This is a genomic window from Natrialba taiwanensis DSM 12281 (genome assembly GCF_000337595.1).
Classification (GTDB): Archaea; Halobacteriota; Halobacteria; order Halobacteriales; family Natrialbaceae; genus Natrialba; species Natrialba taiwanensis.
In genome coordinates this window covers 40,526-65,432 of record NZ_AOIL01000070.1, presented here as the reverse complement: position 1 = coordinate 65,432, position 24,907 = coordinate 40,526, and the positions used below count along the sequence as shown (strand labels likewise).

The 24,907-nt window shown below is 65.0% G+C and carries 22 protein-coding genes; 9 read left to right on the top strand and 13 right to left on the bottom strand.

Annotation, left to right across the window (positions count from 1 at the left end):
• Positions 1-201: 201 nt before the first annotated feature.
• The 6 genes from C484_RS21155 to C484_RS21130 form a co-directional block, all read right to left on the bottom strand.
• Positions 202-3,255 carry a bacterio-opsin activator domain-containing protein gene (locus C484_RS21155; protein WP_006827903.1) on the bottom strand — a complete coding sequence of 1,018 codons (3,054 nt, stop codon included), beginning with the start codon at positions 3,253-3,255 and terminating at the stop codon, positions 202-204.
• A 220-nt stretch (positions 3,256-3,475) separates the two neighbouring features.
• Positions 3,476-3,916: a universal stress protein gene (locus C484_RS21145; protein ID WP_006827902.1), complete on the bottom strand. Its 441-nt coding sequence runs from the start codon at positions 3,914-3,916 to the stop codon at positions 3,476-3,478.
• A gap of 61 nt (positions 3,917-3,977) precedes the next feature.
• Entirely contained in the window at positions 3,978-4,109 is a 132-nt protein-coding gene (locus C484_RS24715; protein ID WP_275040065.1) for a hypothetical protein, read from the bottom strand.
• Positions 4,110-4,200: 91 nt separating this feature from the next.
• A complete protein-coding gene (locus tag C484_RS21140) occupies positions 4,201-4,887 on the bottom strand; it encodes a cytochrome c biogenesis CcdA family protein (RefSeq protein ID WP_006827900.1) in 687 nt (228 codons plus the stop codon).
• Positions 4,884-5,480 (bottom strand): TlpA family protein disulfide reductase, encoded by a 597-nt coding sequence (locus C484_RS21135; protein ID WP_006827899.1) that lies wholly within the window; start codon positions 5,478-5,480, stop codon positions 4,884-4,886. The genes C484_RS21140 and C484_RS21135 overlap by 4 nt, the downstream gene beginning before the upstream one ends.
• A gap of 2 nt (positions 5,481-5,482) precedes the next feature.
• Positions 5,483-6,238 carry an SCO family protein gene (locus tag C484_RS21130; RefSeq protein ID WP_006827898.1) on the bottom strand — a complete coding sequence of 252 codons (756 nt, stop codon included), beginning with the start codon at positions 6,236-6,238 and terminating at the stop codon, positions 5,483-5,485.
• A 163-nt stretch (positions 6,239-6,401) separates the two neighbouring features.
• On the opposite strand from C484_RS21130, the gene C484_RS21125 reads away from it, so the two are divergent.
• The 6 genes from C484_RS21125 to C484_RS21100 all read left to right on the top strand — a co-directional run bounded on the left by C484_RS21125 (position 6,402) and on the right by C484_RS21100 (position 13,110).
• Positions 6,402-8,000, top strand: coding sequence for a hypothetical protein (locus C484_RS21125; RefSeq protein ID WP_006827897.1), 1,599 nt, complete (start codon positions 6,402-6,404; stop codon positions 7,998-8,000).
• Between the two features lie 103 nt (positions 8,001-8,103).
• Positions 8,104-9,273: an iron transporter gene (locus C484_RS21120; RefSeq protein WP_006827896.1), complete on the top strand. Its 1,170-nt coding sequence runs from the start codon at positions 8,104-8,106 to the stop codon at positions 9,271-9,273.
• Positions 9,274-9,438: 165 nt separating this feature from the next.
• A complete protein-coding gene (locus tag C484_RS23815) occupies positions 9,439-9,615 on the top strand; it encodes a hypothetical protein (protein ID WP_006827895.1) in 177 nt (58 codons plus the stop codon).
• Positions 9,616-9,812: 197 nt separating this feature from the next.
• Complete coding sequence (locus C484_RS21110) at positions 9,813-11,417, top strand: alpha,alpha-trehalose-phosphate synthase (UDP-forming) (RefSeq protein ID WP_006827894.1); 1,605 nt, start codon at positions 9,813-9,815, stop codon at positions 11,415-11,417.
• A 95-nt stretch (positions 11,418-11,512) separates the two neighbouring features.
• On the top strand, positions 11,513-12,529 hold the full coding sequence (gene otsB, locus C484_RS21105; RefSeq protein ID WP_006827893.1) for a trehalose-phosphatase: 1,017 nt from the start codon (positions 11,513-11,515) through the stop codon (positions 12,527-12,529).
• A 203-nt stretch (positions 12,530-12,732) separates the two neighbouring features.
• The gene (locus C484_RS21100) at positions 12,733-13,110 is read left to right on the top strand and encodes a winged helix-turn-helix domain-containing protein (RefSeq protein WP_006827892.1); all 378 of its coding nucleotides are present in this window, start codon (positions 12,733-12,735) and stop codon (positions 13,108-13,110) included.
• A 222-nt stretch (positions 13,111-13,332) separates the two neighbouring features.
• On the opposite strand, the gene C484_RS21095 is transcribed toward C484_RS21100, so the two are convergent.
• Both C484_RS21095 and C484_RS21090 read right to left on the bottom strand, forming a co-directional pair.
• A complete protein-coding gene (locus C484_RS21095; RefSeq protein ID WP_006827891.1) occupies positions 13,333-15,759 on the bottom strand; it encodes a bacterio-opsin activator domain-containing protein in 2,427 nt (808 codons plus the stop codon).
• A 180-nt stretch (positions 15,760-15,939) separates the two neighbouring features.
• The gene (locus C484_RS21090; protein WP_006827890.1) at positions 15,940-16,191 is read right to left on the bottom strand and encodes an MTH865 family protein; all 252 of its coding nucleotides are present in this window, start codon (positions 16,189-16,191) and stop codon (positions 15,940-15,942) included.
• A 204-nt stretch (positions 16,192-16,395) separates the two neighbouring features.
• Between C484_RS21090 and C484_RS21085 the strand changes: the two genes are divergently transcribed.
• A complete protein-coding gene (locus C484_RS21085; protein ID WP_006664168.1) occupies positions 16,396-16,794 on the top strand; it encodes a CopG family transcriptional regulator in 399 nt (132 codons plus the stop codon).
• Here the strand turns inward: C484_RS21085 and C484_RS21080 are convergent, their stop codons facing one another.
• Positions 16,795-18,387: a cobyric acid synthase gene (locus C484_RS21080; protein ID WP_006827889.1), complete on the bottom strand. Its 1,593-nt coding sequence runs from the start codon at positions 18,385-18,387 to the stop codon at positions 16,795-16,797.
• 167 nt (positions 18,388-18,554) lie between these two features.
• Between C484_RS21080 and C484_RS21075 the strand changes: the two genes are divergently transcribed.
• On the top strand, positions 18,555-20,462 hold the full coding sequence (locus C484_RS21075; protein WP_049915882.1) for a bifunctional metallophosphatase/5'-nucleotidase: 1,908 nt from the start codon (positions 18,555-18,557) through the stop codon (positions 20,460-20,462).
• A 30-nt stretch (positions 20,463-20,492) separates the two neighbouring features.
• Here the strand turns inward: C484_RS21075 and C484_RS21070 are convergent, their stop codons facing one another.
• From C484_RS21070 to C484_RS21060, 3 genes are all read right to left on the bottom strand, one after another.
• Entirely contained in the window at positions 20,493-22,055 is a 1,563-nt protein-coding gene (locus tag C484_RS21070; RefSeq protein ID WP_006827887.1) for a hypothetical protein, read from the bottom strand.
• Positions 22,052-22,810, bottom strand: coding sequence for an ABC transporter ATP-binding protein (locus C484_RS21065; protein WP_006827886.1), 759 nt, complete (start codon positions 22,808-22,810; stop codon positions 22,052-22,054). The genes C484_RS21070 and C484_RS21065 overlap by 4 nt, the downstream gene beginning before the upstream one ends.
• Positions 22,811-22,897: 87 nt before the next feature.
• Positions 22,898-23,650, bottom strand: a complete 753-nt coding sequence (locus tag C484_RS21060; RefSeq protein WP_006827885.1) for a cob(I)yrinic acid a,c-diamide adenosyltransferase — start codon at positions 23,648-23,650, stop codon at positions 22,898-22,900.
• A gap of 70 nt (positions 23,651-23,720) precedes the next feature.
• Here C484_RS21060 and C484_RS21055 point away from each other — a divergent pair, with 70 nt between their 5' ends.
• Positions 23,721-24,080: a winged helix-turn-helix domain-containing protein gene (locus C484_RS21055; protein ID WP_006827884.1), complete on the top strand. Its 360-nt coding sequence runs from the start codon at positions 23,721-23,723 to the stop codon at positions 24,078-24,080.
• 57 nt (positions 24,081-24,137) lie between these two features.
• Here the strand turns inward: C484_RS21055 and C484_RS21050 are convergent, their stop codons facing one another.
• On the bottom strand, positions 24,138-24,896 hold the full coding sequence (locus C484_RS21050; protein WP_006827883.1) for an SDR family NAD(P)-dependent oxidoreductase: 759 nt from the start codon (positions 24,894-24,896) through the stop codon (positions 24,138-24,140).
• Positions 24,897-24,907 lie beyond the last annotated feature (11 nt).

Sequence of the window (24,907 nt, the reverse complement as noted above, 5' to 3'; positions counted from 1 at the left end):
TCGAAATCCGTGACTGTTTCCGGGCGGAAGAAATAACCGGTTATCCGATTTCGCCGGCTCCGCCGCGGCGGTACAACCGAATTACGGTCGTCCAACAGCATATTACCGGCAGCCGTGGCCGAACTGGACAGCGTCGCTAACCGGCCGCGTGACGATTCTGAACTCGTTTCACTCGCCGGGAGTGCAAGAGCAGTGTTCACGTCAGTATTCGTCGAAGAGGAGTTCGAAGAGCTTCCGCTGGGCCGTTCGAAGGTGGCGGCTAAACGTCGGCTGCGAGACGGCCAGCGAGTCGGCGATTTCCTCACCCGTGCTCTTGCGGGGCCACGCGAAGAAGCCGCCGTAGTACGCCGCCTCGAGCGTCTGGAACTGGCGCTCCGATAACCGCTCCTGAACGGCTGCGTCGAACGCCCGCGGGGATCGCGTCTCCCGCTCTCGCTCGTGCCGAGACACGAGTTCAGCGCTCGGAAATGCACGCTGGAGTCCCTCGACGAACGATCGAACGTCGACGGGATCGGGCAGATCGAGTTCCAATCGCGTTCGGTCGTCGACCGGTGCGAGTGTTCGCACGAGACCGTTGTGGGCTGCGAGCGTGTCCGCGATGGTTTCGGTTTCGATGGTGAACTCGAGGACCGAGCCGGTCTCGCCCTCCCCGACTGACCGAACCCGAGCGACGCCGTCGAGTTCGGTGAGCGAGTCGAGACGCGACGCCGACGGGGACTCGAACTCGCCGGACGGCAACGTACAGTAGACCGTCGAGCCGCCCGCCGAGCGCGGAACGACCGCCTGCACGTCGAGCGGCTGGTCGAGTTCGTGGGCGAGCGCGACGAGGACGTCGTCGGACTCGCGCAGGACGAGTTCGAGTTCGGTGACGCGGTCCGAAAGCAGCGCCCGTTTGCGTTCGAGCGCGCCGATGGCGTGGCCGGCGACGGCCGCGAGGTGGGTGTACACCCGCCGACTCTGGTCGTCGAAGGCCGCCGGCTGGTCGGCGTACACCGTGAGCGTTCCGTAGCTGAACTCGTCGTGTTCGATCGGGACGCTCAGCGCCGAGCGAAGGCCCCGTTCGGTTGCGGCGCGGATGAACGCGGTCGTGTCCGGTTTCTCGCCGCCGGCGCGCGTCTCCGCGTCAGCAGCGGTCTCCGCGAGATCGTCGACGACGATCGAGTCCCGTCTCGCCGCTACTCGGCCGGCGGGCGCAGCCGCGTCAGGATCGATCGGAACCGTTTGAGAGTCGAGCCACTCGCCGTCTCGACCGGCCGCGGACCCCGACCAGGTCCGGGGGCTGACGGTCTCGTTGCCAGCGGTGGCGCGGCCGACCCAGGCGAGTTCGTCCGCGTCGGTCGGAGCTAGCGCGGCGGCGATTTCACAGAGGCGCTGTTCGACCGCCGTCCGGCTGTCGGCGTCGAGGAGGTGGCGTTCGCCCGCTCGGAGCTGTGCGGCCGTATCCAGTTCCGATTCGAGGCGCGTGCGCTCGTAGCGGGACGTTCGAACGCGTTCCCGAGCGGCGATTCGATCGAGAGCGGCGGCTCCGGCGGCGGACACCGTCTCGACCGGCGCAGTCTCGAGCGCGTCGAACGCCATCGGATCGCTGCTCGTCGCAACGATGACACCGCGCTCCGCGAGAGGAACGACGAGCACGCGCTCCGCGCGCAGGCCCGAGCGGGCGAGGAACGGATCGGCCGCGGCTCGATCGACGAGCGTGGCGTGAACGGTGTCGCGGTACCTATCGCCGTCGGTGTCGTCGCGACGGCCGTCACCGTCACGACCGACTTGCAGCGGCACGTCCTCGCGTTCGACTGCCGGCGGCTCGATTCGGGGAACCGACTCGGCCGTTGTGACCGCCGCGGGGCTGAGCAGGTCGCCATCGTCGGCGGGTCGGTACCAGCCGGTGAACTCGGCTCCGGTATACTCTCGAATCCCGGAAACGACGGCGTGACGCACGGCAGATCGGGACGCTGCCGTCGAGAGCGAATCGATCGTCCGACGGACCGTCGAGAGCGTCCCCGCCGCCGAGCGTCGTCTGTCGCGAACCACACAGAGCGTTCGATTCGCGACCGACAGCGGCGCGACGACCACGTCGACGGGGACCGACTGTGCCGATCCGCCGCCGTCGAGTTCACCCTGGATGGGGTCCGTCCACCTGCTGACCGGAGAATCGGCGCGCTCGCGGACCATCGCCGCGAGTTCATCGTCGAACAGCGCGCCGACGGCCGTGCCGACGAGCGTCCCGGTACCGGCGAGATCACACAGCGTCGTATTCGCGATTCGGATCGTCCCGTCCTCGAGAACGGCGATGCCGTCTTCGAGCGCGTCGACCGTCTCCTCGAGCAACGCGAGCCGGTCGCGCTCCACACCGTCGTCGGATTCCGGGTCACTCCTGAACTCGCGAGCGAGTACTGTGAGGCTGTTCTCGTCGGGAGCGGCGGTCACCACGAGGCGGCGCTCTGCCGTGGACGGGCTGTCAGATGGGGGAGCGAGAGTGGGGAGTCGCTCGGGCAGTGGGGTCTCGAATTGGACGACGGAGCCGGTCGCCCGCGCCTCGGCACAGCGGTCGACGACGGTCTCCCGAATCTCTGCGGGGAACAGTTCCCAGACGACGGTCCCCTCGAGCGGCGTCTCCTCCCGGTTTCGAACGGTCGCGTCCGATGCACCGTGAAAGAACTCGTGGGCGGCCGCGTTCGCGTACTTGAGCTCACCGGCGGGTCCGAGCGTGAATACCGCAGTGGGGAGGAGATCCAGTGCAGCATCCAGTTGCGCGCCACTGAACGTCGGGGAACCGGCTGTCCCCGAATCCGGCGCACTGTCTCGGTGGTGGCGCAGTTCTGCGACGTTTCGAACCCGGGCCGCGATCGTCGCCCGCGAGTCCGCCGGCGAAATCACGTCGGTAGCCCCGTGATCGAGCGCGTCGTCCACCCGCTCGTCGTCGGTGATGGCGACGATCGGCGGCAGCGAGCCGATATCCCCGTCCGCCGCCAGTGACACGAGTTCGGCGAGCGGTGTCGGTTGCACAGTGTCGGTCTCCGACTCGGGACTGAACTCGCAGACGAGGCAGTGGATCCCACGGTGTTGTGACGAAGACGCGGCTTGTGACGCGGACGCGAGGTGCTCGCGCGCGGCCGAGACGGTCCGCGCGCGGAGGAGCGCAGTCGAGTCAAGGGTTGCCGAAAGCGTGGCCGCCGTGCGCTCGACTGGCGGCGACGAGCCAACGACGAGGACGGAACGCGGTTCGCCGGCACTCATCGCGGGCTGGTCGCTCATCGGCCGATCACCGCCGGGAACCGTCCGGTCGAGAACCAGTCGACCCGTCCCTGTCCGTCCACTATGCGTGGGTGACGGTGGCCGGTTCGTCGGGGCTGATCGGCGAATACACGGCGCCGACGGTTGGCACACGCGGTCACGGATGTCCGTTCGGGGCTGAAGAGGTAAGTATCGATGCCGTACCGATGGGTAACGATGACTTTCGTCGCTGCCGTGACTGTCACTCGGTCTCGTGTTCTCTGACTGTAACGACCGGCACGGGTGCGTTTTGGACGACTTCTTCGGCGACGCTGCCGACGATCAGTTTGTCGAGCCCGGAGCGACCCGCCGTCCCGACGACGATCATATCCATGTCGTTCATCGTTGCAAACTCGACGATTTCGTCCTGCGGGACGCCCTCTCGGACGGTTGTTGTCACCTCGAGCCCGGTGTCTGTGGCAGCCTGCTCGGCTTCGGTGACGGCCTCGGTGATGGCCTCGTCGGCCTCGTTTTCCGGCTCGGTCCGTAACCGATCGCGCTTTTCGCTGCCGTGTGGCCCCTTTTCGGCGACCGAGAGGATGTGTAGCGTCGCATCGAGGCGGTAGGCGAGTTCGATCGCATGATCGGTCGCCAGTTGTGCGCCCTCGCTGCCGTCGGTCGCCAGTAGCAGGTCTTGGTACATTACATCAAGCGATTCAAGAGAGAGCGGGATACGTGTCTGACTTGCTGTTGCCGGGCCTCTGTTAGAAGATGACCGTCCACTCGTACTCGCAGTTTCGACACACGAACGTTCGCTCGAGTCCGTCGGCCGTGACCTCCCGGCACCGTTCGACGCCGGCTTCCTCGAGGCAGTTGGGACACTGGTACTGGCACACGACGAGCGGTACTGAACGGAACGGCCGATATGTATGCGCCGGTAGCGGCGGTCTTGATCAGTCCCCGTTCGGTATCGAAGGAGTTGCCGCATCAGATCACGTTGAAGACGAAAATCGAGAGGTAGAGCTGCCCGAGTCCGGCAACGATCATGACTGCGCCGGCGATCCGTTCGAGTAACTTTGTGTGTGCGGTGAGCCGGCCACCGCTGGCAATGAGGCCGACCCCCGTCGCGACGGTCAACGAGACCATGAGGAGCGTGACGGTACCGACGTACGTGCCGACGAGGAGCGCCGCTTCGCCGACCGGCAGCGTCAGCGAATAGGAGGTCACCGAAATGAAAATCGGGGCGACACAGCCTGCAGCGGCGAGCGCATAGCCGACGCCGAAAATCCCGAAGCCGAGGATGCTCGATCGTCGTTTGGGCAGCGGAATCGATATCGAGGGTGCCCGATCGAAGACGATGAGCAGGCCGAAGCCGATGAGTAACACACCGGCGATCGGCTCGAAAATCGTCACGCGCGACAGCGTCGAGTGACCGATCCAGTAGGTCGCGCCGATAATGAGCGCGAGCGTCACCAAGACGCCGAGACCGGCGACGAGACCCCTGATGAGCGACCCCGACAACGAGGCCTCGTCACCGTCGGTCTGGCTGGCGTAGAAGCCGACGTACCCCGGCAACAGCGGATACGCGCAGGCCGAGAAAAACGTCGAGACGCCGGCGAGCAGCGAGAACGTGATCGTCGAGAGCAGCGTCGCATCGCCCGCGATCCCCGTCATTGGTCCGCATCACCGTCGAGTACCAGTTCGATCTTCGAGACGAGTTCGTCCGCGCTCTTGACGCCGCTGTCCGACCACTGCAGGCGACCCGAGGCGTCGACGACGGCCGCGGACGGGTAGCCGTTCCCACCGTAGCGCACGGTGAGTTCGGCGTTGCGGTCGAGTCCGAGCGTCCAGTTGCCGTCGTGTTCGTCCCACCACGAGACGAGTTCGTCCTCGGTGATCGATCGGCCCTCGCCGACCGCCTCGCTGGTCGCCGAGACGAACTGCACCCGGTCGCCGACCTGCGCGTGCGCCTCGGCCAGGGCCGGCATCTGCTCGATGCAGGGTCCACACCAGGTGCCGAAGAGGTCGATGAACGTCGGCTCGGACGGCGACGGCACCAGAGCGGTTCCCGCCTCGCTGCCCGGGGCGTCGACCGTTTCGATCTCTATCGGCTCGGGCGGGTCGGACGCGTCGGCCTCGTCAGTCTCTCCGCCGCCACCGCCGGAACTGAACTCGTCGGGAGAGGGGACACCGTAGACGGCGACCGCTCCCGCGCCGGCGAGCACGCCCGCGCTTCCGAGCCCGGCGAGAACGTCTCGTCGGCGCATGGTTACTGTTGGGCGACGGTGCTCGTGTCTTCGACGATCTGTTCGACGCTACCGCCGAGTTCGGGATTGAGCGCCTGCGGATAGGATCGTTCGACGATGCCGTCCTGGTTAACCAACAGGATCAGGTTCAGGTGGGTAAACGAGTAGCCGTCGTGGTTCTCGTGTTCGGTCTCCTCCTCGGGAACCTTTTCGATTCGCATCCCGATCTGATCGTGGAGAAGTTCCTTGCCGCTCTCGTAGCTCTCCGGGCGAAGGAAGTGCCAGTTGCCGGCCTCGAGGTCGACGCCCTGTTCGTGCGCGTAGCTCTCGAGCGTGTCCGCGGTGTCGCGTTCGGGATCGAACGTCATCGCGAGCAAGTTGAGATCGTCCGTGTAGCCGTTTTCCTTGGCGTCCGCCTGGGCGCGCCGGAGACGCAAGAGCAGGGCGGGACATTTCCCGTCGGGACACGACGTAAAGAAGAACGTCAGCAGGAACGACTTCTCGCCGGCGAAATCGGCGGTATCGATCGTCTCGCCGTTCAACGGATCCGGGAGCGAGAAGTCGGGGAACTCTTGGCCGTGGGTGGGATGTGAAATCGCCTCGGGATCGCCGGGGCGGTCCGGCGAACCGAGGATCGTTCCATCGTCGTTGTCAGCATTGTCGCCATTGTCGTTGTCAGCGTTGTCGCCGATGCCGACCTCACCGAGACAGCCGGCAAGCCCGGTCAGTCCGGCAGCCCCCACCGCGCCAAACGAGCCGAGATACGTGCGTCGCTCCATATGGGGTACGTCGAACGGAGCGAGCAAAGGTTCGTTGGTTCACCTGCCGAAGCAACATGTACTATCACGCAGTATTCTCCGTCGCTATCGTTTTCGACCGCCACCGACACTATCGAAGTCAGTACCTACTTCGGTCTCGCCACCGTCACTCACCGTATCGTCCATGCGCTCGTGGCTGTCATCGACACCCCCGTCCCGTCTCCGACGGCAGTGGCGTTCAATACGTACGCTCGTTGCCATCGCCACGGTCCTCACAATCGTCTGTCTCGGCATCGGTGCGGCCGCCGATACCGCCAGCGCGTCGAACGCCGCCGCCGGACTCGGTGACGACCGCGAACTCACCGTTCCAGCCTGGCTGACAGTGTTCACCGGCGGCGTCGCCATCGGTGCCTCGGCACTGCTCGCCGCCCTAGTCACCGACCGGCAACTCGTCGACGCCCTCCACACCTGGTCGCTGCCGCTCTCACCCACCGGTCCCGACACGTCGAACCGCTCCAGAACGAGTTCAGTACCGTCCGCTCGCCGCAGTGAACTCGCGAGTGGGTTGTGGTGGCTCACCGGACTGGTCGGCGTCGCCGCGCTCGTCGGGACCGTCGTCGTCGGCCTGACCGGGCCCGGCCGCGTCGCGCCGACCGCGAACCTCGCGATCATCCTCTCGTTCGTTGGTCTCCGGTCGCTGCTTCCGATGGTCGCGTTCCTGGTTGGGAACCCCTGGCCCGCGCTCGATCCGTTTCGCCGACTCACTCGCGCGGTTTCCGCGCTTCTGACGCTGCTCGTGACGAGCGTCAAGCACCTGCGATCACCGACTTCGGCCGCCAGTGGCGAAACACCTCGCGCCGGACCGGTGCTATTCACATATCCCTCTGCCCTCGCCTCGTGGCCCGCCGTCGTCGGCCTCGGCGCGCTCGTCTGGCTCGAACTCGTCCTTCCCGTTACGTCCGATCCCGCCCTCCTCGCCCGACTCGCCGTCGGCTATACGGTCTATACGGTGGCCGGCGGAACGCTCTTCGGGCTTCAGTCGTGGCTCCGCCATGCCGATCCGCTGGCGACAGTCTTTCGGTTCTACGGCGCTGTGGCCCCGATTCAGCGCCGGCGCGACGGGCACGGCCTCACCCTCGTCCTCCCCGGCTCCCGGCTTCGCGACCCCGATCTCGTCACCGACGCCAGCGAGGTCGCGTTCGTTCTCCTCCTGGTCTGGGAACTCACGTTCAACGGCTTCGTCGTCACCCCGCCCGGCAGCCAACTGCTTGCTGAACTCGTCGGCGCTGGGGTACCAGTCGCCGTTGCAACGCTCGTGGTCTTCGTCGGCGGGTACGCTGTCGCCCTGGGGCTGTACTGGCTCGCTGCGTCTACGGCCCGTCGAACCGCGCCGACGTATCTCTCGACGGCGACCCTGGCTCGGCGGTTCGCCCCGCCGTTACTCGCGATCGCGGCGGGCTATCACGTCGCCCACTACGTCGGGGTCGTCCTCTCGCTGTCGCCTGCAGCGGTCGCGGTCGTGACGAGTCCGCTCTCACCGCCGCTCAATCCGACGACACTGGCGCTACCGGGGTGGGTTGGAACGCTCGAGATCGGTGCGTTGCTCGCGGGCCACCTGCTCGCAGTCTGGGTCGCCCACGCGACCGCGTTCGATTGCTTCCCGGGCCGACTACAGGCGATCCGGAGTCAATACCCACTTATCGCGGTGATGGTCTGTTATACGGCGGTTAGTCTCTGGTTGCTGACGTTACCGACGGTCCAGCCCCCGACGCTTGCGGGATAACTGCCCGTCAAAACCAAACCCACCCTCCGGACCCAATCGAACCGCAATCGAACCGCGATCGATTGCGATAGTTGTTTTGTTTCCGGGAGTGCACACGCAGACAATGCATCGCCGGAGTCTCCTCCGTCGGACAGCCCTCGCCGGGAGCGGAATCGGCACGCTCTCCCTCGCCGGCTGCCTCGAGCGACTCGGGTTCGAGGAAGAATCCGCCTGGTCGAACCCGCCGCTCGTCCAGGACCGTCCCGACGCAGTCTACCTCCCCGCATCGACCGAGAAAATGGCCCGACTCGGCACCGCGACCGGCGACGAGTTCGGGATCGCTCTCGGGTACACGATCCCGCATCGATTCTGGCTGCTCGCCGGCGAGTCGAATCAGGTCGACGTGCAGCCGTCGGACAGTCTGCATCTCATGGTGACGGTCTGGGATCGGGAGACTGAACTCGTGGTTCCGGCGACGGTCCGTCTCGAACTGGTACAGGAGGGAGAACGGGCGACGCCCGTCGGTTCGTTGTGGCCGATGATCTCCCAGCAGATGGGCTTTCACTACGGCGATAACGTCGAGTTATCCGGTGACGGGACGTACACGGCGCGCGTGCAGGTCGGTCCCCTCGACACCGATCGAACCGGGGCGTTCGGGGATCGTCTCGACGGCACCGAGACGCTCACGGTCGAGTTCACCCACGCCCGGGAGGACGTTCATGACCTCGGCGTCGAGTATATCGGCACCCAGCGGCGGGGCACCCAGGAAGCCCTTGACTTGCGGACGAACGATTCGATGCCGTCCTCGCGCGGCCAACCGCTCGCTGAGTTGCCCGGCGATCACCTCGGAACGGCCGAGAGGGATGAGAGTGGTGATGCGCGCGTGGGGGCGCTCGTGCTCGACGCGGAGCGGGTCGGTGGCTCATCGGAGCGTGCGTATCTTGCGGTGACGCTCCGAACGCCGTACAACGACGTGATGTTGCCGTTTGCTGGGCTCTCCGCGACCGTCGATAGCGGCGGTGATGGCGGTGGTAGTGAACGCACCGGCGGCGACGGAGACGGCGGCGGGACCGAACCCCGAGAATCGCTGACGCTCACCGAAGCCGTCGATCCGACGCTCGGCCATCATTACGGAGCCGAGAGCGACGTGCTTAGTACAGGCCAGTCCACCGCGGACGAGCGAGAGACGATGATCACGATCAGCGTCGAGACGCCGCCACAGGTCGCCCGCCACGATGGCTACGAGACGGCGTTTCGCACGTTCGACGACGTTCGCTTCCGAGCCCAGCGTTGAGCCAGCCGAACCGTCCCCGAGGTACGACGAACTGGCGGAACGGCCCAACTACCGCGACGAACGGTTCGTAAACGAATCCGTATCGATCGGAACGGTCACGAACGGTCGGAAACAAACCCATTATGCCGATGATAACTAACCCCCGATCCGGGCTACTCCATGCGCATGTCTCGCTCGGAAAACGCAACCATGCAGATCGGCTGCCCGGAGTGTGATACAACCGTCATCACCGCCGTCCCTGCTGGTCCCGGACTCGTTGACGACCGCACGGCCGACCGATTACGCGGCACCGAAACTGCCTGTCGCAACTGCGGTCACGAACTCGAACTGTACTTCTACTGATGGGCCGGGGAAACGAGTTCACCTCGAACTGCCGTCGCCTTCGATATCGCCGGGTGCAGTTGCTCGCTGCCGCTCGTGGACAGAGCCATCGAGAAACCGGACTGTCCGGACGGTGGAAACGCTACCAGCGGACTGTTAACCCCCCTGCGGCTGCAGGCCGCGAAGCAACCAGTGGCGGCCCTGTTCTGTTTCAGCGAATGCGAGTTCCCGACTCTCTCACTGTCGTTTCGAATCGGCAACCGTATCGCCACGAGTACGACACGGAGGCGGAGACGAACGGAAACGCGGAAACGGAGGCCGACACGGAGACAGGATCGGACACGGCAGCGATTTCGGTCGACGAACCCACCGGCGGCCTCACCGCCGGTCTCGATCCCGTTCTGCAGGAAACGAGCGGCACCTGGATCGCCTGGGGCGACGGCGACGCCGACTTCGATGTCACCGACGCGCGCGACTGCGTCGGCGTCCCGCCCGAGGAGGAGTGCTACACGCTTCGGCGGATCGACCTCTCCGACGACGCCGTCGACGCCTACTACCGCGGCTTCAGCAACCGCGTCCTCTGGCCGCTCTGTCACGGCTTCGCTGAACTCGTCGAGGAGCGAGCCGATGACTTCGAGTGGTATCGGACGGTCAACGCGACGTTCGCAGACGCGGTCGCCGAGCATGCGAGTTCGGATTCGGTCGTCTGGCTGCAGGACTATCACTTCGCGCTCGCGCCGCGGATGATCCGCGAGTCGATTCCGTCGTCGGCGACGGTCGCGCAGTTCTGGCACATCCCGTGGCCCTCGCCGGCGACGTTCGAGTACTGCCCCGAAGGCGAGCAGGTACTCGAAGGACTGCTCGGCAACGATTTGCTCGGCTTCCACGTCGGGCGATACGCCGACGCCTTCCTCGATTGTGTCCGCCGGTACCTGCCGGACGCGGTGGTCGACCGCGAGCGGCGAACGATCCGCTATGCGGGCCACACGACCCGCGCCGTTGCGACGCCGATGGGGGTCGATGCCGACTCCTACGATCAGCACGCACGCACCGCGGATGCGGACCAGCTCCACGCGCTCTTCGAGCGCTACGATATTCCACAGAACGTGACGCTCGGACTCGGCGTCGACCGCCTCGACTACACGAAGGGCATTCCGGAACGACTGACCGCACTCGAGCGATTCTTCGAGGCGAATCCGAGCTGGCGCGGCGAGTTCACCTTCGTCCAGAAGGCCACCCCGTCGCGCACGGAGATTCCGGCCTACGCTCGTCACGGCGACCTCGTCCGGAGCGAGGTCGACCGGATCAACCGCCGCTTCGGGACCGACGACTGGCAGCCGATCGTCTACACGGAAGATATTCTGCCGGCGGCCGACCTCTGTGCGCTGTACCGGCACGCCGATCTGCTGATCGTCAGTTCGCTGTGTGACGGGATGAACCTGGTCGCTCAGGAGTACGTGGCCGCGAGCGTCGACGGCGACGGCACCCTGCTGTTGAGCGACCGCACGGGCGCACACGAACGATTGGGCGAGAACGCGATTTCGATCAACCCGACAGCCGTCGACGAGTTCGCCGATCGGATCGAAGACGCACTTACACTGTCGCCACAGGACCGTACCCGCCGAATGAATGCCCTTCGAACGACGATCTTCGAGAACGATATCGACGCCTGGATGGAAACGCAGTTCGAGTGGCTGTCCCGGGTCCATGACGGCCAGTGGACCGCGCCGAATTCACAGTCCGGAGCGGACAACGTCGATTCGGGTGCCGACTCCGAATCGGATTCCGACTCCGGCTCGCACGAACGAACCTCGCTCGTCTGAACTCGTGTGCGTTCGAACGTCTCTGCACTCGCTTCCCGTGACGGAACGAGTCTCGATCCACTATCCGAACCTCACCCACACCCGATTTGCGAACTATGTCCGACCAGTCAGCGGCCAGCGACGACGGTTCCGACACCAGTATCGAAAGCGCCGACGCCGACACCGACACCGATACCGACGAGACCACTACAGACGACTCCCCACACGAGACACCACTGCAACCGCCTCCACTCCTGACGGGCGAGCACTTGCCACAGTTCCGGGCTACCCTCGCCAACGCAACGCATCTGCTGGTCTGTCTCGACTTCGATGGGACGCTCGCCCCCATCGTCGACGAGCCCGATGCAGCCGCGCCGACGACGGCAAACGAAACCGCCGTCGCGGGGCTCGTCGATGCCGCTCCCGTCACGACGGCTATCGTCAGCGGACGGAGTCTCGCCGACGTGCGGGCCCGCATCGACGGGCCGCGTATCTACGCCGGCAACCACGGCCTCGAACTCGCCTGGAACGAGACCGTCGCCGTTCACCCAGTTGCACACGAACGCGCCGCCCGGCTCGAAACCGTCTGCGAACTGCTCGAAACTGTCCTCGACCCGATCCCAAACGTTCGAATCGAAAACAAGCGCCTGACCGGCACCGTCCACGTGCGCACCGTCCCACCCGCTGCTCGCCCCACCGTTCGCCGACTCACACGGACCGTCGTCGACCGATTCGGCGGCGACGAACTCGAGGTCTCTCCCGGCAAACGCATCCTCGAAATCGGACCGACGATCGACTGGGGAAAAGGCGACGCCGTCGACCTCATCACGTCGACGCTCCCGGAGGGAACCGTTCCACTCTACATCGGCGACGACGTGACCGACGAGTCCGCGTTCCGCGCCATCGACGCCGACGGCATCAGTATTCGCGTTGGCGATGACGATCCCTCCACGGCATCCTACCGCGTCCAGTCGCCCGCCGCGGTCGCCCGCGTTCTCGACTGGCTCGGGACCGCCGGCGTCGAACTCGTCGGGCAGCGAACGCAGTTGCTGTCTGGAACTGAGCTATGGAGCGACGACCCGCGTGTCGGGCCGATCCCGGAACGCTGGCCGACGCCCGTGGCGAATGAATAAATACCGATGGCTGCTGGCGCTGACAATCGCCGACTCCGATGGCTTACGGTCGGCGTTCAGCGGGGGTTTGCTGGCCCCACGCCATCGTTACGCGTGACCACATATATTGTTGCCGATAGTGATTTCCAAAACAAACTCTCCGGGACAAGCCGAAAGTATTAGTTACCAGTGGAAATAAAGGTTCGGTACGAGAGTGACAGAGAGTGAAGCTACGCCAGCCAACTGATTTCCTGATCCTCGAAGCGCTCGAGGATAAGGGGCGAAACGTCGCGACGAATCTCGCCGCCCACACGGGAAAGAGTCGAAAGAACATCAACACCCGTCTCCCCGTCCTCGAAGACTACGGCCTAGTCGAGAAGATCGGCCCAGCAGAACGATCCGGCCTCTACGAGATTTCCTCGACAGGCAAAGCAGCACTCGTCTATCAGGATCAGTACGGCGAGGCCGACGACTTCGAAGACCTCATCGAGGGCCCCAGCGCGGGCGATCTCGATCAGGACGGTGACAGCCAGGCAGCCTTCGTCCGCGGGGAAAACGGTGACGTAGACGACGAAAACGCCAACACAGACGCCGACGAGTAATCCCTTTTCCACCGCTCAGCCGCGATCGATCGGATCATCCGCGGCGTTAAACCGCATTTTATTTGCGCCCTCCCATCAGCGGTCATCGTAGCGAGTCGTCCTGCCTTCCCGGTGGACGACCCTTCGAGTCTTCGAGACCGCGGTGAACTCGGTCGGGTACAGGGTATTACAGCGGCGAGTTCACCGGAAAGACAGCTATTCGCGGCTCCGATTCGGAGCCGGTCACTCTATCGGACTACTTCCCTCTTCGAAGAATTCGGAAAGGACCGTCTTGAGCCCCTTTCGGAGGTGTTGGTGCATCGTCGGTGGGGTCACACCCATGGTCTCGGAGATCTCCTCGCCGGTGCTCGAGCGCGGCCACTCGAAGAAGCCGCTGAAGTAGGCGAGCCGCAGCGTCGTCAACTGCCGGTCTGTAAGCTCCTCGTGGATTCGATTGCGGCGTTCGACTGCCGTGTGAACCGGCCGGTCAACTTCGCGACGCGCCATGAGTTCCGTACTTTCGTAGATCGCGGACAGCGCCTCAGCGACCTCCCGGACGTCGCCGTGCTGGGGCACCTCGACGATGCAGGTTCCGACCCCGTCTGTGACCGTCACGTCCCGGATCGTTCCCCCGTGATTCGCAATCGTCCGAACGCCGGACTTGACCAGTCGCATCTCGATCGTACAGTGATCCCGCCCGTCGTGGATGAGCCGACACGACTCGATCGACTCGTGTTCCGATGCCGCCTCGATCACCGTCTCCCCGTCGAGTCCGTCGACGGTCACGTACTGGATCGGCCGGCCGTCCGAGGTCGTCCCCGACCATTCGAGAGAACACGTACAGTCGTACTCCGCCGTCAGATCGAACGAAAACGACTCTCCGCCGTCGATCCTGAACTCGAGTTCAGTGACGGTATCGGCGAACAGCAACTGGCGGCTTTTGACTGCCATGATCGAAAAGCCCATGGTTTCCCCGAGGAGTTTGAACGCTTCCTGTTCGGTGTCCGAGAACGCATCGGCGCGACTCGCGAGGACGGTCAACACGCCGTAGATGGTTTGCTCGTGGACGATCGGAACGGTGATCGCCGCCCGAACGGTGTCTTCGCTGGCGGCGGCCTGTATCGGCTCGGGTAAGGGCTCTCGTTCGAGGATGTGGTTTGCCGTCAGTATTTCCCCCGTGGTTCCGGTTCGTTCGACCGGTCTCTGGCTGTCCGTTTGAGACCCGCTGTTATCCTCATCAGCAGTCCCGCCGGGAACGTCCTCACCTCCCACTTCCGTCTCCGACGCCGTTGCCGTGTCGGCCTCGGACTCGCCAGTTGCTTCCGCCTGTATCTGCGCCTGTGAGTGCTCATACTGCGCATCGTCGATGTTCCGAACGGCGTCGAGGTACGTCGTCGCCTCGCCCGCGCCCGTTCGGTAGCTGAACTCGCCGTTCGTGGTACGTTCGGCGATCCAGCACGCACAGTAGAGATCCGAATCGACGAGTTCAGCGCAGACCTCTCGTTCGATCGCATCCCGGGTAGGGGCGTCGACGAGTGTCTCGATTACTTGCCGAATAACGGCGTTGATACGGTTGAGCGTCTCCAGGTTGGCCTGCCTGGCCCGCAGTCTGCGTTCGCGCTGTGCGCGCTCGGTGATGTCGCGGGCGAGCCAGATGACGGCGCGCTGGCCGTCGATGCGTTCGTCGACTGGGACGACACGCGCTTCGTAGCGACGGCGGCCTTCGGTGGTCTCGACGCTGTACTCGACGGATTGGACCTCGCCGGTTCGGAGTGTGCGGTCGAGACAGTCCTGCAGTTGTGTCGCGGTCTCTTCCGGGAACGCATCGGTGAGGTGCTTGCCGACGAGTTCGGCCGCGGAGATGGTGTAGAGTTCAGCTGAACTCGGTCGGATTTTGGACTCCAGATACGTTCCGTCTGCACTGATGACGAACGCCTCGTCTGGCAGTTCGTTGGCGATGATTCGGTGATAGGTATCGTCGTGGGTCGGTGCGGGCGTCGATTCGGCGTCACGTTCCACGTGCTGTTCGGAGTCGGGGTTGGGGCCGAAGTCGGGGTCGGTGCTGGTACCGTCGGTTGGGTCGGTGTTTGCGCTCGCCTGCTTCTGTCGCTGTTCCTGTTCTTGTTCCTGTTTTTCTTCCGTTTCCTCTTCGTCTCCGTCTCTCTCCTCGCCTTCCTCCCCCTCGGAGTCGGTCCCGTGGCTACCAGTCGCCGCCGTCTCTTCTCGAATCACGTCGAGCACGCGGGTGACAGCGTTATCGGTCGCCGGAACGTACTCGCTCACATCGGCCCGGAGTGCCGCTGCAGCGAGCGTTTCGCTGCCGTTCTGTGGTGTGACGACGATCGGCTGTTCGCCGGCGTCGTCTTGCGTCGTGTCCCGGTTGGACTCTTGTGTCCGTGTCTGCGTCTGCGCTTCCGTTCTCACGTCCTCAACCTGACCAATAGCCGTTTGCAACGACGCGGGCCGATCCACATCGATGACGATCCCGTCCGGTTTGAACGCGAACGAGGCCCCAGATCGATCCGTTGATCGGAGTTCGGCCAGCGACCGAACGGTAGTCTCCACCGGCGGATCACGATCCGTCGCCTCGAGTTCCGTGCAGAGTCGGTGTTCGCTCGCCGGTGCGGTCGTTACACAGACGAGTGAGACGGTTTCCTGTGAGTGCTCCATGTGTCCGGGGTATCGGCTATTCGTTACCACGCCAGTGCTCCGAGCCGGTATACTTTCTACCCAACACCGCGACCTGCAATAAAACATAGGGGTCGGTAATGATTCGACGGTCGGCCAACAGGTGGCCGTGCGAGTGAACGACGGCTGTGCTGCTGTCGCACCTGCCCGTCTCCGAACCGGTTAGAGCTCGTCTGCTGCTTTCAGTTCGCCGATGACGTCGTCGACGAACGATTCCGGATCGTCGTACGGGAAGTCGCCGCCGGATATTTTCGTGTTTAGTTCCATCGCGGTCATCGAAAAATCCCCGGACTCGAACTTCGTCCCCGGACCGTTCGGCAGCGCCGGGACGAGGTCCATCGGACTCGAGATTGGGTAGTCAGCGGCTTCGAACGCGTCGATCATCTGCTCACGGATTTCGTCTTCGTCTGCCATTGCGTGACTCCGTTACGTCCGATAAATAATAAATTTGTAGGTAGTTGCGCGTTCAGCGTGAGAGCGTAATTCTTCCCTTCGCTGGGGTTTCTTCCGCTCTCATAGCACTGATAGTGTCTGTCTAGCGTATTCGCTGGCCGGAAGATAATCACCAATGCCGACAGCTCCGAAACAGTAATTATGCCCCGGACTGCATATCGACCCATGGCGAAAGATACCGTCAGGTACCCCGACGAGGTCGTCGAAGAGATCGACACCCTCGTCGACGACGGTATGTTCGAGAGCAAATCCGAGTTCTATCGCTTCTCTGCGGAGTACGTACTCACGCTCATCGACCCCGATCACGACGTCGAGACGTTCAACTTCGACGAGATCAAATCCGAACTCGATATCACTGAGGAAGATCACGCGAAGGCGCTGGGCACGGACGGTGGAACGTTCTTCCTCGATGCTGTGATTACAGTCCGCAAACAGGGGTTGCGGGGCAACTACGAGGCTGCAGAGCGGTTTATCGACACCCACTACGAAGCGACCGATCAGGAGTGTATCATCTTGGAGGAGTTGCTCGGAACGTACCGAGAGGGGACGCCAAATCAACCGTAATCAGGGTCGAATCGACTCGAGAAACGCCGCGTCAACATGCTGTCGAAGCAATGTTGCAGCCCGATCTGCGGGTGCCGTCGCTGTCTCTCCGGACAAGTTCGCGTCGTGGGCTGGCAACTCGACACCTGCAGACCGCGCCACGGCGTCAAGAAACGCCGTGCGGACGCCCGTATTGTCGAAAACGCCGTGGAGGTAGGTTCCGAGTACTTGCCCGCGTGCTGCACTTGCGTCACCGAGCGGTCGCTGGACCGGTTCGAGCGCCCGCGTTCGGCCGGCGTGAATTTCGTACCCTGAAGCAGTCCCATCTACGCCGGCGAGCAGCGGCGTCGCCGATCCGTCGACGGGGACCGTCGTCTGCTCGAGTCGCTTGTTCTCGTCGAACCGCGTTTCAACGGGGAGCAATCCGAGCCCGTCGAGTGTATCGTCGGTGCCGGTCCCTTCGAGCGAGGCGTTGGTGAGTCGCTCGCCGAGGAGTTGGTAGCCGCCACAGATGCCGACGATGGGGCCGTCGAAGGCGTGCAGTGCGTCGCCGAACTCGGCGGCGTGGAGAGCGCGGAGGTCGTCGACCGTGTTTTTGGTCCCCGGGAGAACGACGGCGTCGGCCGCAACTGCGTCCAGAGGGGTATCGCTCGCTCCATCGTCGATCGGCACGTAGACGACCGACACGCCAGGTTCCGCGGCGAGCGCCTCGAGATCGGTCGCGTTGGAGATGCGGGGGAGACGTGGGACGGCAATTCGAAGCCGCTGCTCTCCCGGAACGCCGTCGTCGTCGCCGCGAACTCCTCGTTCTTCGATGCCGGGGAGGCCGACGCTGTCCTCTTCGGGTAGGCCGGGGTCGTCGTAGGGCAATACACCCAGGATCGGGACGCCGGTCCGCGATTCGATCTCCTCGATTCCGGGATCGAGCAGCGACGGGTCGCCTCTGAACTTGGTGATGAGCGCGCCGACGACGCGCTCGCGGATGTCGTCGGGCAGGAGTTCGATCGTTCCGTAGAGACTGGCGAACGCGCCGCCGCGCTCGATGTCGACGAGCAGGAGGATATCGGCGTCGGCAAACCGGGCGGTTTCGACGTTCGCGAGGTCGCGGTCGTGAAGGTTGATCTCGGCGATGCTGCCCGCGCCCTCGGCGACGATCACGTCGTGGTCGGCCGCCAGCCGCCGGTAGGATTTCTCTGCGGCGACACGGGCATCCTCCCAGTGGTTCTCGTAGTAGCTGCCGGCGGGAACGTGCTCGCGGGCTCGACCCTGCACGACCAGTTGACTCTCACCGTCGCCGCGCGGTTTCAGGAGGACGGGATTGCAATCCGTCGTCGGCGTGAGCCGCGCCGCGCGGGCCTGCGTGAACTGCGAGACGCCGATTTCGCCCCACCGGTTGTCGGCCTCGTTCGAGTTCGCTTCGGCGGTCACAGCCGACGGGTTGCCGCTGTCTTCCCCCGCCTCGCGGACGACGACGCGGGCGTTGTTGCTCATGTTCTGCGCTTTGAACGGTGCGACCGAGACGCCCCGATCCGCGAGCAGGCGACAGAGTCCCGCGACGACGGTCGATTTGCCGACGTGGCTCGCAGTCCCGGCGACCAGAAGCGTCCGCGTCATTCACACGTCCCTGCTGCGCCCCAGCGTATCGTCCTGTCGATTCCATCTCCGGCTCCCCACCGCCGTTCTTGAACCGCCACAACCGGACCGAGTTCACCGACGCCACGGACCGTTCCGTCGCAGGCCCGACAACTACGTACATTGCCGGTGGAGCGTCCCCCGATCCGATGCCACCGACACTCGACAACGAGTACGTGAGCGACTGGCGCGTCCTCGCCGGAGACTCGGCCGTCGACGCCGACGATAGCGATACAGATAGCGACGGCGACGCGGACGAACTCACCGTCGCCCACGTCAGCGACCTCCACGGCCAACTCACGCCGCGCCACCACGTCTATTACGACACCCTCCGCTCCAACTCGCGAGCGGCCTTCGAGTTCGGCGACGCGGACGAACTCGTGAAACGAGCCGGCGGTATCCCGATCCTCTCGGCGAAGCTCGGTGAAATTCGATCGGCGGCCGATGCGACGCTGACCCTGATGAGCGGCGATACCTTCCACGGGTCCGCCGTCGCGACCTACGGGGACGGCCGGGACCTCTGTGATCTCGTCGCCGACCACCTCGGCCCGGACGTCTACGTCCCGGGAAACTGGGATGTCGCCGACGAGAGCAGCGACGATGGCGCGCTCCGGGAGTACCTGGATCGGCTCGAAACGCGGGGAACGACGGTCCTCGCGAACAACCTCTACGACGCCGGGACGACCGACTCGCTGTACGACCCGTACACGATCATCGAGCGAAACGGTATCAGCGTCGGCGTCGTCGGCATGACGAACGTCTACATGGACCGGATGGCACCCGCCCTCCACGAGGACAAGTACGAGTTCGGCAAGCACCCCGCGCTGCTCGAGGCGGCCGCTCGGGAGGCGAAAGCCGACGGCGCTGAACTCGTGATCGCGGTCACTGAAATCGGCCTCCAGTGGATGGTCCAGGCGGCGAAAGACTGCCCCTCGATCGACGTGGCACTAAGTTCGCACACGCACGAGTACACCCACGAGCCGATCGTGGTCGACGGAACGGTGGTCGTCGAATCGGGAATGGGCGATGCCCTCGGACGGCTCGATATTCGTCGGATCGGCGGGAACGCGGACGCGGATGCGGATGCGGACGCCGACGGCGGCGATAAGGACGGCGCTGATACCAAGGGCGACCACGACGCCCACGAGTTCGCCGTCCGCCACGTCCTCTACTGTCTCGCCCCCGACCACGAGTACACGCCCGACCCGGACGCCGCCGCTCACAACGCCATCGAGCGCGTTCGCGAGCCGTTCCTCGCCGACGATCCCGAGTTCGAGCAGGGCCACGGCACGCTCGAGCAGCCGCTCGATACCGTCGTCGGCGAGACGGCCACCCGGCTCGCCCGGCGATCGTTCCTGGTGAACTCGTGGAACGCGGCCCTGACCGACGCCCTCGTCGAGTTCACCGGCGCGGATCTGGCTGTCGTGAACGGCTACCGGTTTGGCTTCGCGGTACCGCCGGGAGAGATCACACTCGACGACTGCTATGGTGCGTTTCCGATGATCTCGCCGGTCGCGACGGGCGACGCCTACGGTAAACAGCTCGCGAACCACGTGGAAGCGTCCCTGAACGACAACTTCTCGCCGCACGTCTACGAGCAGGAAAACGGCCGCGTCCGGTCGTTCTCCCCGAACGTCTCGCTGACGATCGATCCGACGGCAAAGCGCGAGCGCCGCCTCGTCGCGTTCACGATCGACGGCGAGCCGATCGATCCGGACGACTCCTACACCGTTGCGGCCCTCGACAAGCCGGGCTCGGCCGCGCGCGAACTCGGCGGCTGTAACTTCCCGTCCCGGAACGTCGAGATCGAGGAGGGAACGACGGCGGTCGACGTGCTCGTCGAGTATCTCGCAGACGAATCCCCGCTCGACATCGATACCGACGGTCTGGTCACGACGCCGGACGACGGCGGCACCGTCCAGAACACGCCCGCAGACGGCCCGTATCCGTTCGTGCAGCCGGGGGTCGACTACGCGGGCGGCGAGAAGTACTGTGAGACGCGGCTGATTCCGGATCGGTACGCGATGCCCGACGAGGCGGTGAATCGCCGGCGGTGACGGCGACGCGAGCGCGAGTTCAGCGGGGCGTTACTCGTTCCGGTACCGCTCGGCCCACTTCGGCCCCGCCCGGCCCGAAAGCACGATGCCGAGCGCGCCGAAGCCGATTCCGGCGACGGCCAGGGCCGCCGCGAGCGTCGGTGTCGGCGGGACCACGACGAACCCCGCGACCAGCGTCGGGACGATCGCGACCGCGACGCCGACAGTGAAGGTTCCGAAGCGGACCGAATCGAAGAGGAACTCGTTCGGATCGAAGCCGGCGATGGAGACCGTCAGGCCGTAGTAGTACAGGCCGTAGCCGGCGAGCAGTATCGCGCCGACGGCGGCGTCGACGAGCGTCGCCTCGAACCGGATGACGGCGGCGAGGTACGGCACGGCGACTGCCGGCGTTCCCACGAGGACGAACGCCGCCCGCTTGGCGCGGAAGACGTCGTCGATGGCGACCGGATAGGTGAGGTAGAACTCGAGCGAGTCGAACTGCGTGAGCCAGTTGTAGGTCGTAAACGCGGCGAGACCCAGCACGCCACCGAAGAAGATGCCGGGCGCGGGTTCGATGCCCGTGATTTCGCGGACGACGCCGACGAGTGCGGCGACCAGCGCCAGTAGGATGCCCGCGGAGACGAACGGCTTCCAGACGCCGCCGGCAGAGCGCGAGAGGTCGAGCAGCGTTTTGACAACGAGGGGATCGTCCGCGAACGGCAGCCGGTCGCCGGCAGCCCGTAGCTGGGAAAACCGATCGCTCGCCGTTCGCGTCGGCCGGCCGTAGGTCGGGTCGTACAGCGCGAGCGACGCGGCGGCGACGAGAGCCGTTCCGCCCGCCAGTCCGACCGCCGCGGGAAGGGAACCCGACAGCGGGACGATCAGCGTGCGGACGGATTCGATCGCGGCAGATCCGTCCAGCGCCCAGGTGCCGGCGGCAGCGCTGACGAGAGCCAACGCAATTGCCCAGGTCGGCACGCCGCGAGTTCGGACGGCGATCAGGGCGACGGTCGCCGTCATGCCGGCGGCGAAGACGAGCGAGAGCGAGAACCAGAGCGCGAGGAGGTCGGTCGGTGTCGTCGCCGAGCGGCCGCCGATCGGGACTGCGGCGGTGGCCATCGGGAGGACGAAGACGACGGCGTAGAATAGCGCGTCTTTCACCAGAAAAATCCCGAGGAGCCGCCGTCGGGAGAGGGGAAGCGTGGATGCCGACGAGAGGACAAGCGAGAGCCGGCCGAAGACGTTTTCGAGCATGTTCGAGCCGGCGAAGCCGGCGGTGCCGCTGTAGAGGCCGAACCCGAGCGCGAGAACGTGGAGGCCGAGGACGATGGTTGAGGGGGCTGTGCCGGTCTCGAGGAGCGCGACGGTCGCGCCGGCGGCGAGGAGGACGATCAGGAGGGGAAAGGAGGCAAAGCGCCAGCCGCCGAACAGTCGCGTGTGGAGCCGCCACTCCTCGCGCAGGAGGGTGGTAAACAGGAGGCGGTTCGTGCCGTTCCCGATGCCACCAACGCGGCCGCTGTCGACGCCACCGCTGCCGATGCCGCCGCCGATATCGCTAACACGCTCCAGTTGGCCGGTTTGTGGCTCGTCTTGCCCGGTCTGTTCCCCGCTCATGCTTCGATTTCGGTCCGTTCGAGCGCCGGCATGTCGCGAGCGTCCGCGTCGTCGACGTGCTCGAGGAAGGTCTCGAGCAGCGAGTCGCCGGTTTCGTCGACGAGCGACCGCTCGGTAACGATCCGGCCGTCCGCAACGATGCCGACTCGCGTGCAGATGTCGGCCGCAACGTCGATGTTGTGCGTCGAAACGAAGACGGCGTTATCGTCGGCCGCGTACGCGGTCAGGAACTGCTTGACCTGCTCCTGAACGAGCGGGTCCAGGTTCGCAAGCGGCTCGTCGATCAACACCACAGCGGGTTCGTGGATGAACGCCTGCGCGATCATCACCTTCTGTTGCTGGCCCCGAGAGAGGTCCGTATGCAGCGTCTCGAGTTTGCTCGCGAAGCCGAGTCGCTCCGCCCAGTGCTCGATACCCGCCGCGACAGTCGCCTCGTCTAACTCGCGCACGTCGCCGACGAACTCGAGGTACTCCCGCGGCGTGAGAAAACTCGGTGGCGAGGCCTGTTCCGGAAGGATACCGACCCGCCGTCTCGTCTCGAGCGGGGCTGTCGTCGGGTCCGTTCCCAGCACGCTGATCGTGCCTGCATCGGGGACGATCTGGCCGGTCAGCGACCGAATCGTCGTCGTCTTGCCGGCACCGTTCGGCCCGAGAAAGCCGAACAGTTCCCCGCGTTCGACGTCGAAAGACATTCCGTCGACCGCCCGGACGGCTCCGTACGACTTGCGCAACTCATCGACTCGGAGGATACCCATCAGTTGAACGGGCATTCACAGTGGCTGGTAATAACTGTGCTGGCGCCCACCTGCCACCGCGGGCGGTGAAAGCGGCGGAGAGCAGAATCAGAATTCAGTTCCGCGACGCGCTCGCTGGCCGTCTTCGATCGGGTGTTTCTCCTTTCGGACGTTCGTGATCAGATCCGCACGCTCCTCGAGATACGTCGGCTCGTCGTGCCCGCCGGAGAGTACGAGTTCGAGATCGGCCGGCTTCGCATCGAGCAGGTCGTGCACGTCGTCCGCGGAGAACAGGTCGCGTTCGACGGCGTAGAGTACCTCGTCGAGGACGAGCATGTGGACGCCGTCCACGGGATCGCCGTCGAGGTCGAGCGGTGCGCCGAGGTCGGCTTCGCTCGCTGCGGTGAGGACCTCGCGGGCGCGTTCGAGGCCCGCCTGCGCTTCGGCCTCGTGCTGTGCTTCGTCGCTGCCGTCTGCCATGCCGTGCCAGCCGTAGTGGCCGAGGTTCTCGTAACTCATTCCCGGCAGCGCGTCGATCGCGTTGTACTCGCCGCGAACGGCCTCGACGCTCGATGCCCCGCCTTTCATGAACTGCAGGACGTGCACGCGATAGCCGTGGCCCGCGGCGCGCATCCCCATCCCGAGCGTCGCCGTCGTCTTTCCCTTGCCGTCACCCCACCAGACCTGCACGAGGCCGAACTCCTCGGGCGCTGCCGGCTCGATCCGCTCCGCCTCCGGTGTTCGGCCCTGTCCTGGCGTGTTTTCGATGACGGTCTCAGACGATGCAACCGATTCCGGCGTATCTGTCGTCTCCGGCGTCCGATCCTCGCTCATATCCCAGCCGTCGACCCGACCGTACATGTAGCTATTCCTGCCGCCCCGCCAGAATCCGACACAACCGTCTTGAGTCCTCGATCCCTACCCAGTTGCGATGTCTCTCGACTGCTCGACCGGTGAGACGCCACCGCTCGCGGCGATCATCGATGCCCTCGACGATCCCGACTGTCGAGCGATCATTGCCCTCCTGGAAACCCCACAGACCGCCCGCGAAATCGCAGAAGAAACCGATCTTCCGCTGTCGACCGCCTACCGCAAACTCGACCGTCTCCGCGACGCGGCACTCATCGCCGAGACGACCGAACACCACCGCGGTCGCCACGACAGCACCCACTACGTCGCTACCTTCGACCGGATCGATATCGAACTCGACGACGACCACGAGTTCAGCGTCGATCTCGGTCAGGAAGCGACGCAGTCGCTCGAGCTACGGGAACGGTTGCGACAGCAGTGAGGATCGAGAACGAACGACTCGCAGCGAGAAACGTAGCGACGAAACGGTGCGGCCGGCTTATTGTGCGAGGTAGCCGCCTTCGACGGGGAGCGTGACCCCGGTCACGCGCGAGGAGAGGTCGGAGCCGAGGAAGAGCACGGCGTTTGCGATCTCCTCCGGGTCCGCGAGGCCGGGCATCGGCTCGGTTTCCTGGAACTGCGCTTCCATTTCCGGGTGCTCGTCGATCGTCCGTTCGATCATCTCCGTGCGGACGATACCGGGAGCGATCGCGTTCGCGCGGATGTCCTCTTCGGCGTACTCGATCGCCGCGTACTTCGTGAGTTGGCCGACGGCCGCCTTGGCCGCGCCGTAGCCGCTGTATTGGGGCACGGCGACCTCGCCGCCGATCGAGGAGGCGCTGATGATCGAGCCGCCGTCGTCGGCCAGCATCGCCTCGATGCCGTACTTCATTCCGTACCAGACGCCTTTCAGGTTCACGTCGATGACCTGCTCGAAGGCGTCGTTGTCGTACTCGTCGAGTCGCGACACGGGCCCCTCGATCGCCGCGTTGTTAAAGAGCACGTCGATCCCGCCGAACTCGCTGACGGCGGTTTCGATCATCCCCTCGGCGTCCTCGGGATCGGAAACGTCCGCGTGAACGAATGTCGCCTCCCCGCCGTCGTCGGTGATCGCGTCGACAGTCGCCTCCCCGCCGTCCGTATCCACGTCCGCGACGACGACGGCTGCTCCCTGGTCGGCGAACGTCTTTGCAGTCGTGCGCCCGATTCCGGAACCCGCGCCGGTGATAACTGCCACCTGATCTTCGACTAGTCGCATCAGTCATTCTA

Excerpts from the sequence above, each read along its gene's own strand:
- C484_RS21080 (WP_006827889.1), bottom strand. The coding sequence starts at position 18,387 with ATGACGCGGACGCTTCTGGTCGCCGGGACTGCGAGCCACGTCGGCAAA.
- C484_RS21135 (WP_006827899.1), bottom strand. The coding sequence starts at position 5,480 with ATGCGCCGACGAGACGTTCTCGCCGGGCTCGGAAGCGCGGGCGTGCTC.
- C484_RS21120 (WP_006827896.1), top strand. The coding sequence starts at position 8,104 with ATGCATCGCCGGAGTCTCCTCCGTCGGACAGCCCTCGCCGGGAGCGGA.
- otsB (WP_006827893.1), top strand. The coding sequence starts at position 11,513 with ATGTCCGACCAGTCAGCGGCCAGCGACGACGGTTCCGACACCAGTATC.
- C484_RS21155 (WP_006827903.1), bottom strand. The coding sequence starts at position 3,255 with ATGAGCGACCAGCCCGCGATGAGTGCCGGCGAACCGCGTTCCGTCCTC.
- C484_RS21055 (WP_006827884.1), top strand. The coding sequence starts at position 23,721 with ATGTCTCTCGACTGCTCGACCGGTGAGACGCCACCGCTCGCGGCGATC.
- C484_RS21125 (WP_006827897.1), top strand. The coding sequence starts at position 6,402 with ATGCGCTCGTGGCTGTCATCGACACCCCCGTCCCGTCTCCGACGGCAG.
- C484_RS21140 (WP_006827900.1), bottom strand. The coding sequence starts at position 4,887 with ATGACGGGGATCGCGGGCGATGCGACGCTGCTCTCGACGATCACGTTC.
- C484_RS21050 (WP_006827883.1), bottom strand. The coding sequence starts at position 24,896 with ATGCGACTAGTCGAAGATCAGGTGGCAGTTATCACCGGCGCGGGTTCC.
- C484_RS21145 (WP_006827902.1), bottom strand. The coding sequence starts at position 3,916 with ATGTACCAAGACCTGCTACTGGCGACCGACGGCAGCGAGGGCGCACAA.
- C484_RS21130 (WP_006827898.1), bottom strand. The coding sequence starts at position 6,238 with ATGGAGCGACGCACGTATCTCGGCTCGTTTGGCGCGGTGGGGGCTGCC.
- C484_RS21060 (WP_006827885.1), bottom strand. The coding sequence starts at position 23,650 with ATGTACGGTCGGGTCGACGGCTGGGATATGAGCGAGGATCGGACGCCG.
- C484_RS21075 (WP_049915882.1), top strand. The coding sequence starts at position 18,555 with ATGCCACCGACACTCGACAACGAGTACGTGAGCGACTGGCGCGTCCTC.
- C484_RS23815 (WP_006827895.1), top strand. The coding sequence starts at position 9,439 with ATGTCTCGCTCGGAAAACGCAACCATGCAGATCGGCTGCCCGGAGTGT.
- C484_RS21085 (WP_006664168.1), top strand. The coding sequence starts at position 16,396 with ATGGCGAAAGATACCGTCAGGTACCCCGACGAGGTCGTCGAAGAGATC.
- C484_RS21110 (WP_006827894.1), top strand. The coding sequence starts at position 9,813 with ATGCGAGTTCCCGACTCTCTCACTGTCGTTTCGAATCGGCAACCGTAT.
- C484_RS21065 (WP_006827886.1), bottom strand. The coding sequence starts at position 22,810 with ATGGGTATCCTCCGAGTCGATGAGTTGCGCAAGTCGTACGGAGCCGTC.
- C484_RS21090 (WP_006827890.1), bottom strand. The coding sequence starts at position 16,191 with ATGGCAGACGAAGACGAAATCCGTGAGCAGATGATCGACGCGTTCGAA.
- C484_RS21070 (WP_006827887.1), bottom strand. The coding sequence starts at position 22,055 with ATGAGCGGGGAACAGACCGGGCAAGACGAGCCACAAACCGGCCAACTG.
- C484_RS21095 (WP_006827891.1), bottom strand. The coding sequence starts at position 15,759 with ATGGAGCACTCACAGGAAACCGTCTCACTCGTCTGTGTAACGACCGCA.